Origin of the sequence: Rhodococcus sp. 27YEA6, assembly GCF_044908235.1 — a bacterium.
GTDB classification, from domain to species: Bacteria; Actinomycetota; Actinomycetes; order Mycobacteriales; family Mycobacteriaceae; genus Rhodococcus_F; species Rhodococcus_F qingshengii.
Genome location: NZ_JBIYCY010000018.1, coordinates 74,901 through 89,222 on the forward strand (window position 1 = coordinate 74,901; position 14,322 = coordinate 89,222).

Consider the following 14,322-nt stretch of genomic DNA (forward strand, 5'->3'; position numbering starts at 1 on the left):
GCTAGGGGGGTAGACTTACCCTTATGACGAAGCGAACGGAACTTCTCAAAGAGATACGCGCATTCGCGAAGGACGCGGGGCTCGACATCGATGAGACCGAAGGCGGAAACCACACCAAAGTGGTGGTCGGAGGACGACGCACTGTCGTTGCCCGGCACTCGGAGATCCCCGAGTTGACCGCCAAGGCGATCCGCAAGCAGCTCGGAATGACCGAGCCACGTCAGGGAAAGGGCAAGAAATGAAGGTCACAGCACATGCAGTCCGATCAGGCGACTGGTGGTCGGTCGATGTACCCGAGGTCGACGGACTGTTCACCCAAGCCAAGCGCCTCGATCAAATCGCGGCGATGGTCGCAGACGCAGGGGAATTGCTCACCGACGTACCGGCCGCCGAGTTCGAGGTCACCCTCGACTACGACTTCGGAGACCCGGCAGCACTGCGCGAGGCCGAAGAGGTCAAAGAACGCACAGCAGCGGCGCTGCGAGCCGTCGAGGAAGCGTCTCAGCGATCCCGCGCAGTCGTCCACGGACTCCGGGAACGAGGACTCTCCGCACGAGATGTGGCCACGATCCTCGGAATCAGCCACCAGCGTGTTTCACAGATCGACAAGGACAAAGCCACAGCCTGACCGTCAGGCGTGGGGGATAGGGGAGGACAACTCATCATGGCCGTCACCGTGTACAGCAAGCCCGCGTGCGTTCAGTGCAACGCCACCTACCGTGCCCTCGACAAGGCCGGTATCGACTACGCGATCATCGACATCACCGAAGACGACGAGGCGCGGGACTACGTGATGGGCCTGGGATACCTCCAAGCGCCGGTAGTCGTTGCAAGCGGCGACCACTGGAGCGGTTTCCGGCCGGACAAGATCAAGGGCATCACTTCGGGCGAGGCTGCAGTAGAGGATGACGCATCATGAGCGGCGAGAACATTCAGGCCCCGGCTGTCGTCGATGCGCTGACGTTGCACCGGATGCAACACGCGGCCGACGAAGCGGAACGCCGAGAACTGGCAGAACCGTTCTGGTCCGCGCCGCAGGTCTGCACGGTAGACCTCCACGACTGGATCAAATCGGGAACCCACGTTCAGCTCGACGCTACCGATCACGCGGTCGAGGAGCCCACGCCGCGATTGGACGGCGGGAACCAGTGCGCGGCAGAAGCACTCACACACAAACAGTGCATGTGCTGGTGCGGCAAGTTCCGCAAGACCACCGAGCTCTAGCGCCCGCCACCGAGACGAGGACTCCCCGATGACCACCATCGCCACCGACCCGCAGGATGACATCTCTGCCGACGACATGGATTACGACCCACGCCTGGACGTCGAAGCACAACTTCTGTGCGCCCTGCTGTGGGCACAACCCGCCGAAGCCCGCCGAGTGGCCGGCACTGTTACCGCAAGCGACTTCGACCGGCCCGTCTACGCCTCGTTGTACGAGAAGATCACCGAACTCGTCAACGCTGGAAAACCCCATGACGCAGCGCAACTCGCGATCGCGCTGGGGAAGGAAGGAATGACCGCAGGCCACAAGGGAAAGCAACTCACCACCGCGTTGGCTGACATCACCACACTCGGTGCGACCGCGAACGTCGAACACTACGTCGACTCCGTGATCACCCAGGCATACCGCCGCGCATTTCACCTTGCCGCACAGGCTATGACCGAAGCTGCCGAACAACTCCCGGAACGTGACCTCTACGAGCACATGTGCGCTCACGGCCGCCAGCTCCGGGCTGCAACCGAACGCCTGACCGCGATCAGGGGAGGACAGCTGTGAACACCGACGACGACGAACGAGACGCCTGGCAGATGCACAGCGACGGAGCCAGCTGGGACCAGATCGGCATCGAAATGGGCTGCTCAGGCACGACCGCACAAACCCTCGCCGCCGAATACGAGCGGCGTACCGACGCAGCAGCCCACGGGGCGCAAGACACTCTCTTCTGATCCACCGACACCTTCGAGGAACAATGAGCGACATGCAGGGACCGCGAGTCAAAAGGCTCTGGGGCAAGATCCGGTCGACGATGGCCGACGTGGTCGCCGAAACGGCAGCCTGCAAAGCCCTCACACCCATTGACACACTCGCCCACGTCAAAACCCTCGTCGATGCGTGCACCACCCAACTCGACAGAAGCCCCTACGCCGTCGAGAGGAGCTTTCTGCTGCAGGCCGTTGAACTGGCGGGCCTACCCGCCGGGAAGCCGCGAGCCAAGTACGTCAAATACTTCTACGAACTGGGCCATCGGTACAGCGACAGATGGCAATTGAACCCCAACCTTGTCCGAGAGAAAGGGGCGCTGGAAACAGGGCGATACCGAGAGGACCTCGGATTTTGGTTCAGAACTAACCAACCGTGGAGTGAGGCGGCATACACATGCCTGTGGCCGCGGCACGCGAAGCGCGATCCGTGGAACCCCGACCCTGTGCGCCGCCCCTACCTCGCAGCGATCGCGCTGGCCTCGGAGACGGTCCAAGAAATACGATTCCTCAACGACATCGTCACTCAAGCGTTCGACACAGCAGCCATCGCGCCTGTTGACGTTGACGATCAGCTTGTCAGCATCACCGAACAACTTCTCGGGGCCGCTGAGGTCCGCGAAAAGATCGGTGCGCAGCCGATGGGCGATACCGCCGAAATCATTCATGCGCGGCAACTTTGGCAGAGGCAGACCCGCGAACTCGACGAGGCAGTCTGGACGCCGGCACTTGCCCGCATCGCAGCGCTCATTGCTTACCGCGACAAACTTCATGCCGTCCGCATCCAGAACGACACCATCGAACGCATCAGCAGCAGCGTGGGAATCGACACCGCCCTCGATGACCTCATTGCAGATTCCGGCAGCGATGAGCTCGGCTCGACGCGCATCGTCGCAACCACCGCCGACCTTCAACACGCACAGGTGGCTAGAAGCAAGGCCATTGCTGAAGTCCGCGGTGACTACCTCAACGCATTGCGCCCCTGACCAGCCTTCACAGCCAAGCACGGCCGTGTGCCGATGCAACAGCCCAAGGCAGAGACGCCCTCTTCTGACCTGCGATTACTGAACTTGGCTTTCGCGTTGCCGCTCGATGGAATCCTCGGCGCGGGCGATGAGTTGACTCAAAGGCATCCCGAAAACACGGGCAATTGTGTGAAGTTGCGATGTGGACGCGTCCCGCGTGCCCTTTTCGATTCGCCGGATGGTCGAATCGGCAAGACCTGTCCTTTTCACCAGTTCGAGCTGCGCCATGCCGCGTTCGACACGTTCGATCCGTATGCGCTTGCCCAGTTCAATCGCTAAATCCCTTGCGGTAGGTGCGGGTTCCATTGGGCGGCTCCTGAAAGGGCGTCACTACTTTTTTGGGGGCATGCGGTCTGCACTACCTGCCACGAGAAAAGATGTACCCGCCTCGCATTGGGCGATTCTGTGTACGAGCCTATTTCGTCTCGAAGTGGGTCTGCTCGCACGAGGCTGACGCTCCGGCGCCGGTGATCGTTTTCTCGGTCAGGATTTTGCCGTCCGCGATGATCTTGCAGGTGAGCATTCCCGCGCCGGGTCGAGGGTTGGTGGCCGTGATCGACGTATACTTCACCAGGCCGGTGACCGTTACGTTCTTGCGCCACGGAAGCGCCGCTGCGGCGAGCTGCTCGGTGGTCGAATTGTTCCCTGTGTAGGTGACCAGGGCAACGGCGGCGTCACCCGTTACTTCGTACGTGACGACAATTTCCCTCTTCGCTTGCTCGTCGACGACGCTGTAAACCGCAGTGCCCACACGAACGGCACAGCCCGCGAAAAGCGCCAACACCACCACGCCCGCGAGCAGGATCCACGGCCACACCTTCTTCTTCGGCGGTGGCAGTGGTTGAGGCGGGTACGGCACGTAGCCAGGCTGCTGGGGGTGACCGTATGGCGGCTGCCAGTTCGGCTGCTGCCAATTGGGTTGCTGTGGAGGCGGGTTCTGCGGTGGCTGTGTCATCGCTCTTTCGCGTCCGGCGCGAAGAGGCTCGGACCGACCGAATCTTCGAGTGCCTGGAACCGAGAACCACGGTAGTTGCGGTACACACCCACCGCCGCGACGAGAACGGAAATCACCAAGAACGGGAAGCCTGCAGATGTGGTGTCCGTACCCAGCCATATGCCGACTCCGCCGATGGCTATCCCGATGAGGCAGATCAAACAACCCTCGATCACCATCCTGCGGCCCTGGCCTGGGTAGGCCGGCACTCGAACGGATCCGATCATGCGCGGTGGTTGTCTTTTCACCATGAATTTCCCTCCCTGTTTTCGCTGCTCACTGTAGTGGGCGGCGGAATTCCTCCGCCGATGCAGATCACGTTCCAACGTGAGACTATTCTATTTATGACCGGTTCTATGTAGAGTGATGTCGTATTAGTCCAGTAGAAGAAGCGGCAGGGGGGGCAGAGCGGTGACCATTTCGTACACGGGCAGCGATCCGATTCAGGGCGCAGGAGAAGCGCTACCGATTCATCGGCCGATGAACGCCGGACACCGCCAGGCGCTCGCTCAGGTGGCGCGTGAGTTCTACCAGCGCACCGACCCGGACGCCGAGGCCGATTCCTTGGCCTCGAACATCACCGTCGACGACGGTGACCTCATCTGGCACAGCGGTGGTGGCCACGACATCTTGTTCACCATCGTCGAGGTTTACGGCGAGCATGTCGTCCGGGCCATGGAGAAACGGTCGGGGTCCTGGGTTACCGTCACAGACCAGTGGGTCGACCCGAGCGATGCCGCCAGTACCGCCACAACGATCTGGCAGCTCATCACGCTGGTGACCAACGGCAACACGCCATTCGAGGGGGAAGAACATCGTGTCCAGTGAAATCCATTTCGCAGGCGAAATGAGGATTCCGGCGCTGCGCTACTACCCGCGCCGCGACGCGCTCGCGGAGTTGAAGGGCAAGCTCGGGGAAATCTCGTGGGAAGACCCCGACACAGGAATCGCCGAGCTCGATCTCTTGGTCAAGTACGTCGAAACGGACCGCCTCAGGGACGGCCAATTCAGCGTGGTCGTCGAGAGTTACCGCGAGCAGTTTCATGCGGTCAGCTTCGTTGTCGAGCACCCGCTGGTGGCACTGTTTCAGGACTTCGACGGCCCCGTTCTGAGTGGGGAGCACCTGGACCGTGTCCAAGCATTGCCGCGCTGCGTGAGCATGACGGTGCCGTGGTCGTCGATTGCTGCGATCAGCAGTGAGGGACCGTCGTCACCTCCGAATCTCCAGGGCCTTGCGCAGAAGCTTGCGGATAACGGAGTGCCTGGATTCCCTGAATCGGTTCTAGCCGGGGCGTCCAACCACTATCCCGGCAACCAGATCCCTTTAGGTTCGATACCGGCCGGATATATCGGCAGCCACCCTCTCGGATTCCCATTCCCATTCCCATCCACACCCCCGGATGCCTAACACCCGCTAGAGAGGTAGGCCCGTGATGGACGGCAACAGTTTCGCCATCGGAGTTTTCATCGCATTCAACGTGCTGTCCGTCGCGGGCGGGTTGTTCTGTGCACGCCGCTCGTACGTGCGTCACCGCCGGCCCCTGCGTGCCTTCATGGCGGGCATCGGCGGGTTGTTCATCGCGCCTGCCGTGCTGATGGTGTTCGTCGCTCTGGCTCGTCCTCAGGTCCGTGGTTAGCGCCCCGCGAATTTGATAACGATCGGTACTTAACGCAGGTCAGGGCACGTTTTTGTCCCTACTGTGTAGTAAAATCGACCTCAGAAACTCCCCGTTTTTGTGCGGAGTTACGCCCTGGATGGGCGCAGTCGAGGAGGTCGAGTGGCACGCGAAGACGTCAACCAGGGCGCGTTCGAATTCGAGGAAGAAGGAGCAGACAATGGCACCCGTGAACGAGGAAACGGCGGGACCGCTCAGCGAGGAATCGACCGAGGCGGTCGAGGGGATCGACGTGACGATCGCGGACGAGACATTCCGGATTCTGGTGGAGTGGATCGGGCTGGACAAGGATTCGAGCGCGGACCGGGAAACGATCGACCGGGAAGCGCTGCGACTGCAGGGACTGACCGAGGCCGCAGCTCAGCCGCTGGAGCGGCAGGCGAGCGAGCAGTGGAGCCAGTCGAATCCGGGCAAGACCCCGACGTACTTCGACGTGGTCCGGGCGAAGGAAACCGCGTGGCGGGCCGCGCGGGAGATGGTTCTCTCCCAGGAGCTGTACCCGCAGGTGACACCGCAGATCGTGGCTCAGATCGACCAGCTGGCGCAGGAAGCGGACAGCGAGATCGACGCCGAACAGGCCCGAGCGCGGGAAGCGCACGATCCGGATCGGTGGAAGAGCCTGAACGTCACTCAGCGCCCGATCGCCGGCAAGATCGTGCACCGGGTCTGGCTGGAGAAGCCAGCGTGGTTCCGTCAGTTGGCGAAGGCGCTGGTGACGCAGCGGATCGAGGACGATCAACGCGTTCCGATGACCGCGTTCGATCCGATCGCGGACGAGTTGGCCGAGATGATCGAGAAGGAAATCCGGCTCAACCCGCCGAAGGATCCGAACGTACCGTTCTAGAGGCTCAAGATCAGTGGGCGCGCTCGAGTCTCGCTCTCGAAGAACTCGAACTCCAGGGCGACAAGCTCACTAAACGGCTCGCTGCAGCGCAGCGCGCTCTGGCGACGGCCCGCGAGCGCGGTCTCCCCGCCGGCATCGAAGCCAATCTCGCCAACGTCGCCCGAATCACCGGGCGCCTGGACAGTCTGCGGACGCAGTGGCGGGTCCAATTCGCCGATGAGAACCGATTGCGGCGCGAAGTCCAGGCGCTCGGTGTGGACCCGCACGCTGTGCCTCGCGCTCTCGTCCAGGAAGTGTCCGGAGCCGATCGGACCCCGAAACCGAGCTGGCGCAGCGAACCGATCAGCTCTCGGCAGGTCGCCAAACTCGAAGAACTCTCCCGGCAGGCCGGTAAGCCGTTCGAGGTAGACCTGACGATCACCAAAGGTGAAGCGCACGATCTGATTTCGTCCATCCTGAGCGGCAACTTCAAGGAAGTTCAGCTCGTCGGACGACCCCAAGGTCCACTGCTCAACCCGCCGATCACGCCCACCTCGCAACCCGAGGTGGAACCCGAAGCGGATGCAGCACAAGCGGATACCGTAGAGGCGGACATCGCTCCGCTCAGCATCGATGAGCCTGCCGATCCTAAAGCCGAGGTCACGGCGCGGATTCTGGCGATGCTGGCCGAACCGGACGTCGATGCGGACCTGCGCGCCGATCCGAACATCAACACCGCCGAGCAGTTTCTGGAGTGGGCCGAGGGGCACTTCACCGGAAAAGCGCAGGTAGCTCTGGCGGATCTGATGACCGATCGCCAGTCTCTGAGCGACGAGATGTTCCTGGCCTGCCGAGGAGTGCTTCTCGATCGCGCCAGTTGGCATGAACTCGGTACTACCGCGGCGCAGGCGTATTGGCAGACCCGCACCGAAACCCCGGTCGAGAATCCGACGATCACCGCCGTCGTCGAGGCGGTCGTCACTGCCCGTGAGAGCGACGAATGTGAGGTCACCGAGGAGTACCTCGAAACCGCGCAGCGCGCCGCACAACAGGTGATCGAGGCAGCAGACAGCGCCGCCGAGACCACTCCGGACGAGGTAGCCGCGCAGAGTGAGACCGCGATCGCCCAGCGGGAAAACCAGCTGGAAGCGTTGCAGGAAGCCCTGGACCTGGGTATTGCCCCCGAAATCGACGACTGGGAAACCCGCGCCTACAGCCTGTTCAACCCCGATACGCCACTCGACCTGCCGTACCCGGAATCCGATCCAGGATTCAGTGCTGCTCGCCGCAAACTCAAAGGCGAAACAGCCCGAAACGCACTCGATGCACAGTGGTGGCGAGGAGCGCACCGCGCACAGAACGAAGCCGTCGCCGCCGACATGGAGCAGCTGTTCCAGGAGGCCGCGACCTCACCCGAGCTGATCGCGGCCACCGGTGGCCGCGACGCCCGATCCGCCAGCCACTCGCACGATTACCAGAAAGTCTTCGCCGAGGTCATCGCCACGTTGGCGGAGGACGGATCACCGCAGCGGCAGGCCGCAGCTCAGCTGATCAACCGACTTCCCGAGTCGCGAACTCCGGAATGGTTCACCGAAGCCCTGGTCACCGCCTGGAAGCACAACCACGCCGCAGAGTTGACCTGGTCACCTCAGGTCGCGGCCGAGTGGAAGAGCTGGATGCACGACCATCTCCTCCAAGACCCGATGATCGCCACCTGGGCAGGGTTGCCTCCGGTCACGCGGGACTGGAAGCTCCAAGCCGGCATCGACGTCGCCTTCGCCGTCATGGGTGAAGACCGACCCGACCTGGTCGCGGCGACCACCGACATTCCCAGAGCCGCCCTCGAAGCGGAACTGCGCAGCGACATCGTCCCGAACTTGTATCCGGCGGGCGTCAAGCCGCAGGACCGCCACCCGGTGTTCGAGGAATCCGGAACACTCGGCTCCAGTGGCACAACCGTCGGTCTGCGGGCCAAGAAGAGCTATTCGCTCACCTACCAGCCCTCACGGAAGTTCTGGCACTACACATTCGACAACGGGGGAACCCTCCACCCCGGCGGGAGCGATCACCGATTCGCACTCGGGCGCGTGCTCGAAGCCGCCGAGCTGCCGATCCCGGAATGGATAGAACGCGCCTATCGCCCGGTCGACATCGCCAACCGGCAGGTCCTCGAGACCGCGGTGCTTCTTGCTCGTGGCCACGAGCTGTACCACGTCAGCGCGCACAGTGCCCCGATGTGGCGCAACGGGAACAGCAGCTTCAATGCCACCGGATCGCGGCTGCAGCGCTTCGCCCGCACCCAGATCCTCGACGATCTTCGCCGGATGCACCCGGCCGAGATGTCGTTGCTCGAGGCCCAAGGCTTCGACATGGACTGGGTCCTGCTCAAGGAGGTCGACACACCGCTGTTGGAGGCGATGCACGCCGAAGGCGATCCCGCCCAGCCGATGTTCGGTAACGATGTCATCGCCAAGGCGGCCGGTCCGGTCATCGTCGGTGACCTAGAGGGCACACATATCCTTCTCGAACAGTCAGCGTTCAACAAGGATGCGCCGGTCACTCTCGACGGTCAGCATTACGCAGGAGTTAACACCTGGCGCGAAGCCATCGACGAGGCCCGCCAGCAGCTGCCCCGTAAACGCGCCGCCGAGAACCAGAACGCGCCGCTACAGCCGCAGGTGGAGACCACATCCGAACGGGCAGTGGAGGAGACCGTAGAGGTCGAACCCGAACCCGAACGCGCCGTAGAAACACAATCAGTACCCGAACCGGCCTCGCCTACCGCCCGGATCCCGCTTCCCGGCAAACCTGCCGCCGAAACGAAAACGGTAGTCGAGGCGGTCCAGGAAACCGCACCGGTTTCGCCGGCGGAAAGCGTCACCGCTGACGACGGTGTGCTGATCGTTCCGGAAGAGCTGCACGGCGAACCGATCACCAGCCCACTGTGGCGAAACGGCGGTTTGGTCCAGGCCCGCAAGGAATCCGGCGCAACGATCTGGATCTCTCCGGAGACCGCCGCCGAGTACGGATACCAGCCGCCGCAGGCACTGGCCGAACCCGACACCGTACCGATCGCCGTGGTCGAGGAGACCGCAGAGCTCGAGACCACAGTCGAGGAACCACAGCCACAGCGGCAGGAGTCGGCCGCTGCGCCGGTAGTGGCAGGTGAGGACTTCGCACTCGGCACCGAGGTACTGGTGCCTTCCGGAGCGAAAGCCCGAGTACGCGCGAACATCGCTGCTGCGCAACTGGTGACCGAGCTGACCGAGCAAGGACGTGCCGCCACCGCAGCGGAGCAGGACGTTCTGGCTCAGTGGTCCGGATGGGGAGCCGTTCCGGAGGTCTTCGACAACCGCCCCCGCTTCAAGGAACGCTGGGCGAGTGAACGCGCCGACCTTCTCGCTGTTCTCGGTGAACGAGGTTTCGCCCAAGCCCGCGAGACGACCCTCAACGCGCACTACACCGACCCGTCGATCGTCGCCGAACTGTGGCGAACGGTCGAGCGCGCCGGATTGCCCGAGAATGCACTGATCCTCGAACCCGGGTGCGGCGTCGGGCACTTCGTCGGAACCGCACCGGCCGGGGTGAACATGGTCGGCGTCGAAATCGAACCGATCAGCGCCCAGATCGCGCACCAGCTGTATCCGTCCCAGCAGATCCGTAACCACGGATTCGAGCGAGCGTTCGCCCCCGACGAGACCTTCTCCGGAGCGATCGGCAACGTACCCTTCGGCAAGCACGGAGTCCCGGACCCGATCCACAACGCCGACGGTCACTCCCTGCACAACCAGTTCATCCTCAAGTCCCTGGCCCTGACCGCACCCGGCGGCTACGTCGCGGTCGTGACCTCGGCGTACACCTCCGATGCCCGCCGGCCCGATGTCCGCAAGAAGATCACCGCCGACGCCGACCTGGTCGGAGCGGTCAGGCTGCCCACCGGCGCGTTCGACCGCCAAGCCAAGACCGCCGTCGTGACCGACGTGTTGATCTTCCGGCGCCGCGAGGTGGGACAGGAGCCGACGCGGGAGACCGCGCAGTGGGCAAGCGAGGCGAAGAACATCGCTCTCGATGTCCGAGGCAAGGAAGGCGAGGAGAAGAAGCGGGCCGAGGAATACGGCCTCAACGCCTATTTCGTCGAACGCCCCGAGCGGGTCCTGGGAACGTTGGCACTCGGACACGGAGCCAACGGAAACCGCAATCTGATCGTCGAGGCGAACCTGCGGGCACCGTTGCCGCAGCAGCTGCGCCGCCAGCTCGACCCGATCGTCGACCAGGCCCTCGAACAGGGACTCGGATTCACCGCACCCGCGCCGGCGAGTCAGGTCGCCGAAGCGTTCACCAGCGCAGGGTTGCTGACCGACGCCGGTCTCGAGTCCGCAACCATCGAACCGGGAACCACCCGATTCGACGAGGTCAAAGGACAGTTCGAGCAGTTCAAGATCGGGCAGGGCTGGACGTACGTCAACTGCACCGGCAAGGACAAAGCCGAGCAGTGGAAGGTACTCATCGCACTCGGTGAGACCGTCATGAACATCACCGATGCCAGCCGCTCGACCGAGTCCACCCGCGACGAACGCGATGCCCTCCGCGCCCAGCTGAACAGCCTCTACGACGGCTACGTCGACCGTTGGGGGCCGATCAACCGGTTCACCCTCACCGAACCAACGCCGCTGACCGAAAAGAAGATCGCCGAACGACTCGACAAGGCGATCGAACGGTGGCGCATCAAGATCGGCAAGGCCGAAGCACGCGAGGAAGGTCTACCCGCCGATCAGGCCCGTCCCTACACCGGGCAGGTCCCCGAGGACATCCTCGAGGAAATGCAGGAGAAGGCTGCGACGGAGCCGGTTCCGCAGAAGAACCAGAGCCACCTCAAGGGCGCGATTGCCCGCGATCCCCGTGTGGGCATGGTCCTGGCGATCGAGACGTTCACCTCCCGCTTCGACGGCACCGACGCCGAGGCCGGCAAGTCCACGATCTTCACCGAAGACACCACCCCGTTCAAGGAACGCGCAGAATCGGCCGAGCACGTCGACGAGGCGATGGCGATCAGCTTCGACGAGCTCGGCTACATCTCGCCCGAGCGGATGGGGGAGTTGCTCGACTGCGAGGTCGGCGACGTCGTCGACCAGGCGCGTGGGCGCATGTTCCCGTCCCTCGATCAGCCCGGGGCGTGGGAGTTGGCGGAAACATTCCTCTCCGGACACGTCCGCGACAAGCTCGCCACGGCCCGGCGGCTCGCTGCAGAAGATCCCGAGCTGTACGGCGGCGCAGTCGAGGCGTTGGAGCGGGTCGTGCCCGTCGACGTCGATCCGGCGAACATCGGCGTCCGGCCAGGTGCGGCGTGGGTACCGATGGAGTACTACCGCGAATTCCTCGTCAAGGAGTTCGGTCTCGATCCCGCCGCGCTGACCACCGAGTTCGACAAGGTCTCCGGTAACTGGAACTTCAAAACCGAGCAGGACAACCGCCACGTCAACGCCGCCCGCGGCTACACCGACAAGTACGGCAGCTCCCGCCTGGCCGGCGTCGACATGTTCAACCTGATCGCCAACAACCGTGCGATCCAGGTCCTCAAGACACCGGAAGAAGAACTACGGTCACCCAAGCCGCGGTTCCATCCGGAACTGACCGCGGCGGCCCGCTCGAACGCGAACGCTCTGCAGGAGCGGTTCGCGGAATGGCTCTGGTCCGACGGGGAGCGCTACGTCAAGCTCGCTGCCACCTACAACGAACTGTGCAACTCGTTCGTCAAACCGCAGTACAGCACCGAGTTCAAGTCCTTCCCCGGACTGAACCCGAAGTTCACCCCGTACAAGTACCAAACGGCCGCTGTGCAGCGGTTCCTGCACGACGAGACGATCCTTCTCGATCACGTCGTCGGCGCCGGCAAGACGCTGACGATGACGATCTCCTGCATGGAAGCCAAACGGCTCGGACAGGTCCGCCAGCCGTGGGTGGTGGTCCCGAACCATCTGCTCTCGCAGTGGGGCAAGGACGCCCGCGAGGCGTACCCGAACGCGAAGATCCTCGTCGCGTCCGAACTGGACGGCATCGAGGACCGGCAACGGTTCATCGGCCAGACCGCAGTCGGGGACTGGGACATGGTCATCGTCCCGCAGTCGGTGTTCGGGCTGGTGGCGATGAAACGCGAAGCGCAGCTCGAATACCTCGACAACGAAATCGTCGAGATGCGGGTCGCTCTGGACGCCGCGAACACGAACGGATCCGAGTTCTCGGTCAAGCAGATCGAGAACGCGATCAAAGCGACCACCAAACGCATCGACGCGATCGTCGCTCAGAAGTCCTCCGACGAGGGTCTGAGCTTCGAACAATCCGGCTGCGACTTCCTGTTCATCGACGAGGCCCACGACTACAAGAACCTCTCGCGACCCTCGAACTCCGCCGACCTGTCGGTTCCCGACGGTGCGCAGCGCGCCACGGACCTGGAGATGAAAGCGCAGTTCCTGCGCAGCCAAGCCCGAGAACGCAACCTCCACGCAAGTAGGCCGAATGCGCCGGCCAAGGCGATCGGGTTCGCCACCGGAACCCCGATCACCAACGCGATGTCCGAAATCTGGGTGATGACGAAATTCCTACGCCCCGACCTTCTGACCCGGACCGGGATGGGCCGCATCGACAACTGGGCCGGCACCTTCGCCAAGCCCGTCACAGCCGTGGAAATGAACATCACAGGCACCAAACTGCGGATGGTCACCCGCATGGCCGAATACGCGAACGTCCCTCAGCTCGTGGCCATGCTCGACCAGTTCCGAGACGTGGTGACCTCCGACCAGATCGAGGTACCGCTGCCCGAACTCGACGGGGGAGTACCGACAATCCTCGAATTCGACCAGGGACAGGACGTCATCGACTTCGTCGCAGACCTCGACGAGCGCCTGGGCAACGTCAAGGGCGATGCGATGCACATCGACAACTCCCTCAAAATCTCCACCGACGGCCGCAACGTCGCCATGCACCCACGCCTGGCGAACCTGCCGTCACCGCCACCGGAGAACTCTCGCGTCGAGGTCGCCGCCGACGCCATCTGGGACGTGCACGCCGAGAACGCCGACGTGTTCATTCCGGCCGACAAGCACGGCCCCGACATGACCGGTGCGTTCCAGGTCGTGTTCTGCGACCGAGGAACACCGAAGGTCGGAGACAGCAGCCGAGCCCGCAACGTCTACACCGAAATGCGGGACGCGCTGATCCGGCGCGGCATGAAAGCCGAAGAAATCGCGTTCATGCACAACCACAACTCACCCAAGGCCAAAGCCAAACTGATGGAAGCGTGCCGCGACGGCCGGATCCGGGTGCTGCTGACATCGACGAAGAAGGGCGGAACCGGACTCAACGTCCAGCGAGCACTCAAACAGCTCGTCAACCTCGACCCCGCCTGGACGGCAGCGGACATGGAACAGCGCATCGGCCGCATCATCCGCCAGGGAAATACCTTCGACAAGGTCAGCGTCGTCAACGTCGTCGCCCGCCGCTCGTACGACGCGATGATGTACCAGTACGTGGCCCGCAAATCCGCGTTCGTCGCGCAGCTGCGCCGCGAAGACCTGCCCCCGACCATGGAAGACGTCGGCGGCGACCTGTCGTTGTCCTGGGCGCAGACCAAGGCAGCCGCCACCGGTGACCCGGTGTTCGTCCAACAGGTCGAAGCCGAGCAGAAAGTCACCATGCTCGAAGCGCAACGCAATGCCATCACCAACAACAACGCCGCCCGGCAGGCGACGATCCGGTCGCTGCAAAGCCGGATCGAAGCTGGGACCGAACGACTCCCAGGACTGCAGGAGCAAAGCGCCAAGGTCC

At 63.4% G+C, this 14,322-nt stretch carries 15 protein-coding genes; 12 read left to right on the top strand and 3 right to left on the bottom strand.

All coding sequences use genetic code 11. The features are described 5' to 3' along the window. Positions 1-23: 23 nt before the first annotated feature. From ABH939_RS29150 to ABH939_RS29180, 7 genes are read left to right on the top strand one after another with little or no spacing between them, the layout of a single operon-like run. On the top strand, positions 24-242 hold the full coding sequence (locus ABH939_RS29150; protein WP_041814322.1) for a hypothetical protein: 219 nt from the start codon (positions 24-26) through the stop codon (positions 240-242). Continuing rightward, the gene (locus ABH939_RS29155) at positions 239-628 is read left to right on the top strand and encodes a hypothetical protein (protein ID WP_404650567.1); all 390 of its coding nucleotides are present in this window, start codon (positions 239-241) and stop codon (positions 626-628) included. Before ABH939_RS29150 ends, ABH939_RS29155 begins: the two co-directional genes overlap by 4 nt. A gap of 36 nt (positions 629-664) precedes the next feature. Further along, entirely contained in the window at positions 665-919 is a 255-nt protein-coding gene (gene nrdH, locus ABH939_RS29160; protein ID WP_404650568.1) for a glutaredoxin-like protein NrdH, read from the top strand. Continuing rightward, a complete protein-coding gene (locus ABH939_RS29165; protein WP_404650569.1) occupies positions 916-1,224 on the top strand; it encodes a hypothetical protein in 309 nt (102 codons plus the stop codon). The genes nrdH and ABH939_RS29165 overlap by 4 nt, the downstream gene beginning before the upstream one ends. A 28-nt stretch (positions 1,225-1,252) precedes the next feature. Next, positions 1,253-1,780 carry a DnaB-like helicase N-terminal domain-containing protein gene (locus tag ABH939_RS29170; protein WP_404650570.1) on the top strand — a complete coding sequence of 176 codons (528 nt, stop codon included), beginning with the start codon at positions 1,253-1,255 and terminating at the stop codon, positions 1,778-1,780. Continuing rightward, the gene (locus ABH939_RS29175; protein ID WP_404650571.1) at positions 1,777-1,950 is read left to right on the top strand and encodes a hypothetical protein; all 174 of its coding nucleotides are present in this window, start codon (positions 1,777-1,779) and stop codon (positions 1,948-1,950) included. Before ABH939_RS29170 ends, ABH939_RS29175 begins: the two co-directional genes overlap by 4 nt. A 23-nt stretch (positions 1,951-1,973) precedes the next feature. Beyond that, positions 1,974-2,969, top strand: a complete 996-nt coding sequence (locus tag ABH939_RS29180; protein WP_404650573.1) for a hypothetical protein — start codon at positions 1,974-1,976, stop codon at positions 2,967-2,969. 75 nt (positions 2,970-3,044) lie between these two features. On the opposite strand, the gene ABH939_RS29185 is transcribed toward ABH939_RS29180, so the two are convergent. The 3 genes from ABH939_RS29185 to ABH939_RS29195 all read right to left on the bottom strand — a co-directional run bounded on the left by ABH939_RS29185 (position 3,045) and on the right by ABH939_RS29195 (position 4,253). Continuing rightward, complete coding sequence (locus tag ABH939_RS29185) at positions 3,045-3,314, bottom strand: helix-turn-helix domain-containing protein (protein ID WP_404650575.1); 270 nt, start codon at positions 3,312-3,314, stop codon at positions 3,045-3,047. Between the two features lie 109 nt (positions 3,315-3,423). Then, positions 3,424-3,963, bottom strand: a complete 540-nt coding sequence (locus tag ABH939_RS29190; protein ID WP_404650576.1) for an MmpS family transport accessory protein — start codon at positions 3,961-3,963, stop codon at positions 3,424-3,426. After that, positions 3,960-4,253, bottom strand: a complete 294-nt coding sequence (locus ABH939_RS29195) for a hypothetical protein (protein WP_404650577.1) — start codon at positions 4,251-4,253, stop codon at positions 3,960-3,962. Before ABH939_RS29195 ends, ABH939_RS29190 begins: the two co-directional genes overlap by 4 nt. A gap of 160 nt (positions 4,254-4,413) precedes the next feature. Here ABH939_RS29195 and ABH939_RS29200 point away from each other — a divergent pair, with 160 nt between their 5' ends. From ABH939_RS29200 to ABH939_RS29220, 5 genes are all read left to right on the top strand, one after another. Continuing rightward, positions 4,414-4,830 carry a hypothetical protein gene (locus ABH939_RS29200; RefSeq protein WP_404650578.1) on the top strand — a complete coding sequence of 139 codons (417 nt, stop codon included), beginning with the start codon at positions 4,414-4,416 and terminating at the stop codon, positions 4,828-4,830. Beyond that, positions 4,820-5,410 (top strand): hypothetical protein, encoded by a 591-nt coding sequence (locus tag ABH939_RS29205; protein WP_404650579.1) that lies wholly within the window; start codon positions 4,820-4,822, stop codon positions 5,408-5,410. The genes ABH939_RS29200 and ABH939_RS29205 overlap by 11 nt, the downstream gene beginning before the upstream one ends. A 25-nt stretch (positions 5,411-5,435) precedes the next feature. Next, positions 5,436-5,639 carry a hypothetical protein gene (locus ABH939_RS29210; RefSeq protein ID WP_158171128.1) on the top strand — a complete coding sequence of 68 codons (204 nt, stop codon included), beginning with the start codon at positions 5,436-5,438 and terminating at the stop codon, positions 5,637-5,639. A 199-nt stretch (positions 5,640-5,838) separates the two neighbouring features. Next, entirely contained in the window at positions 5,839-6,522 is a 684-nt protein-coding gene (locus tag ABH939_RS29215) for a hypothetical protein (RefSeq protein WP_404650580.1), read from the top strand. 293 nt (positions 6,523-6,815) lie between these two features. After that, a partial coding sequence (locus tag ABH939_RS29220; protein WP_404650583.1) for a helicase-related protein occupies positions 6,816-14,322 on the top strand: 7,507 nt, incomplete at its 3' end.

What these genes read in the sequence shown, in the direction of transcription:
- ABH939_RS29150 (WP_041814322.1), top strand. Translation starts at nt 24, where the DNA reads ATGACGAAGCGAACGGAACTTCTCAAAGAGATACGCGCATTCGCGAAG.
- ABH939_RS29155 (WP_404650567.1), top strand. Translation starts at nt 239, where the DNA reads ATGAAGGTCACAGCACATGCAGTCCGATCAGGCGACTGGTGGTCGGTC.
- nrdH (WP_404650568.1), top strand. Translation starts at nt 665, where the DNA reads ATGGCCGTCACCGTGTACAGCAAGCCCGCGTGCGTTCAGTGCAACGCC.
- ABH939_RS29165 (WP_404650569.1), top strand. Translation starts at nt 916, where the DNA reads ATGAGCGGCGAGAACATTCAGGCCCCGGCTGTCGTCGATGCGCTGACG.
- ABH939_RS29170 (WP_404650570.1), top strand. Translation starts at nt 1,253, where the DNA reads ATGACCACCATCGCCACCGACCCGCAGGATGACATCTCTGCCGACGAC.
- ABH939_RS29180 (WP_404650573.1), top strand. Translation starts at nt 1,974, where the DNA reads ATGAGCGACATGCAGGGACCGCGAGTCAAAAGGCTCTGGGGCAAGATC.
- ABH939_RS29185 (WP_404650575.1), bottom strand. Translation starts at nt 3,314, where the DNA reads ATGGAACCCGCACCTACCGCAAGGGATTTAGCGATTGAACTGGGCAAG.
- ABH939_RS29190 (WP_404650576.1), bottom strand. Translation starts at nt 3,963, where the DNA reads ATGACACAGCCACCGCAGAACCCGCCTCCACAGCAACCCAATTGGCAG.
- ABH939_RS29195 (WP_404650577.1), bottom strand. Translation starts at nt 4,253, where the DNA reads ATGGTGAAAAGACAACCACCGCGCATGATCGGATCCGTTCGAGTGCCG.
- ABH939_RS29210 (WP_158171128.1), top strand. Translation starts at nt 5,436, where the DNA reads ATGGACGGCAACAGTTTCGCCATCGGAGTTTTCATCGCATTCAACGTG.
- ABH939_RS29215 (WP_404650580.1), top strand. Translation starts at nt 5,839, where the DNA reads ATGGCACCCGTGAACGAGGAAACGGCGGGACCGCTCAGCGAGGAATCG.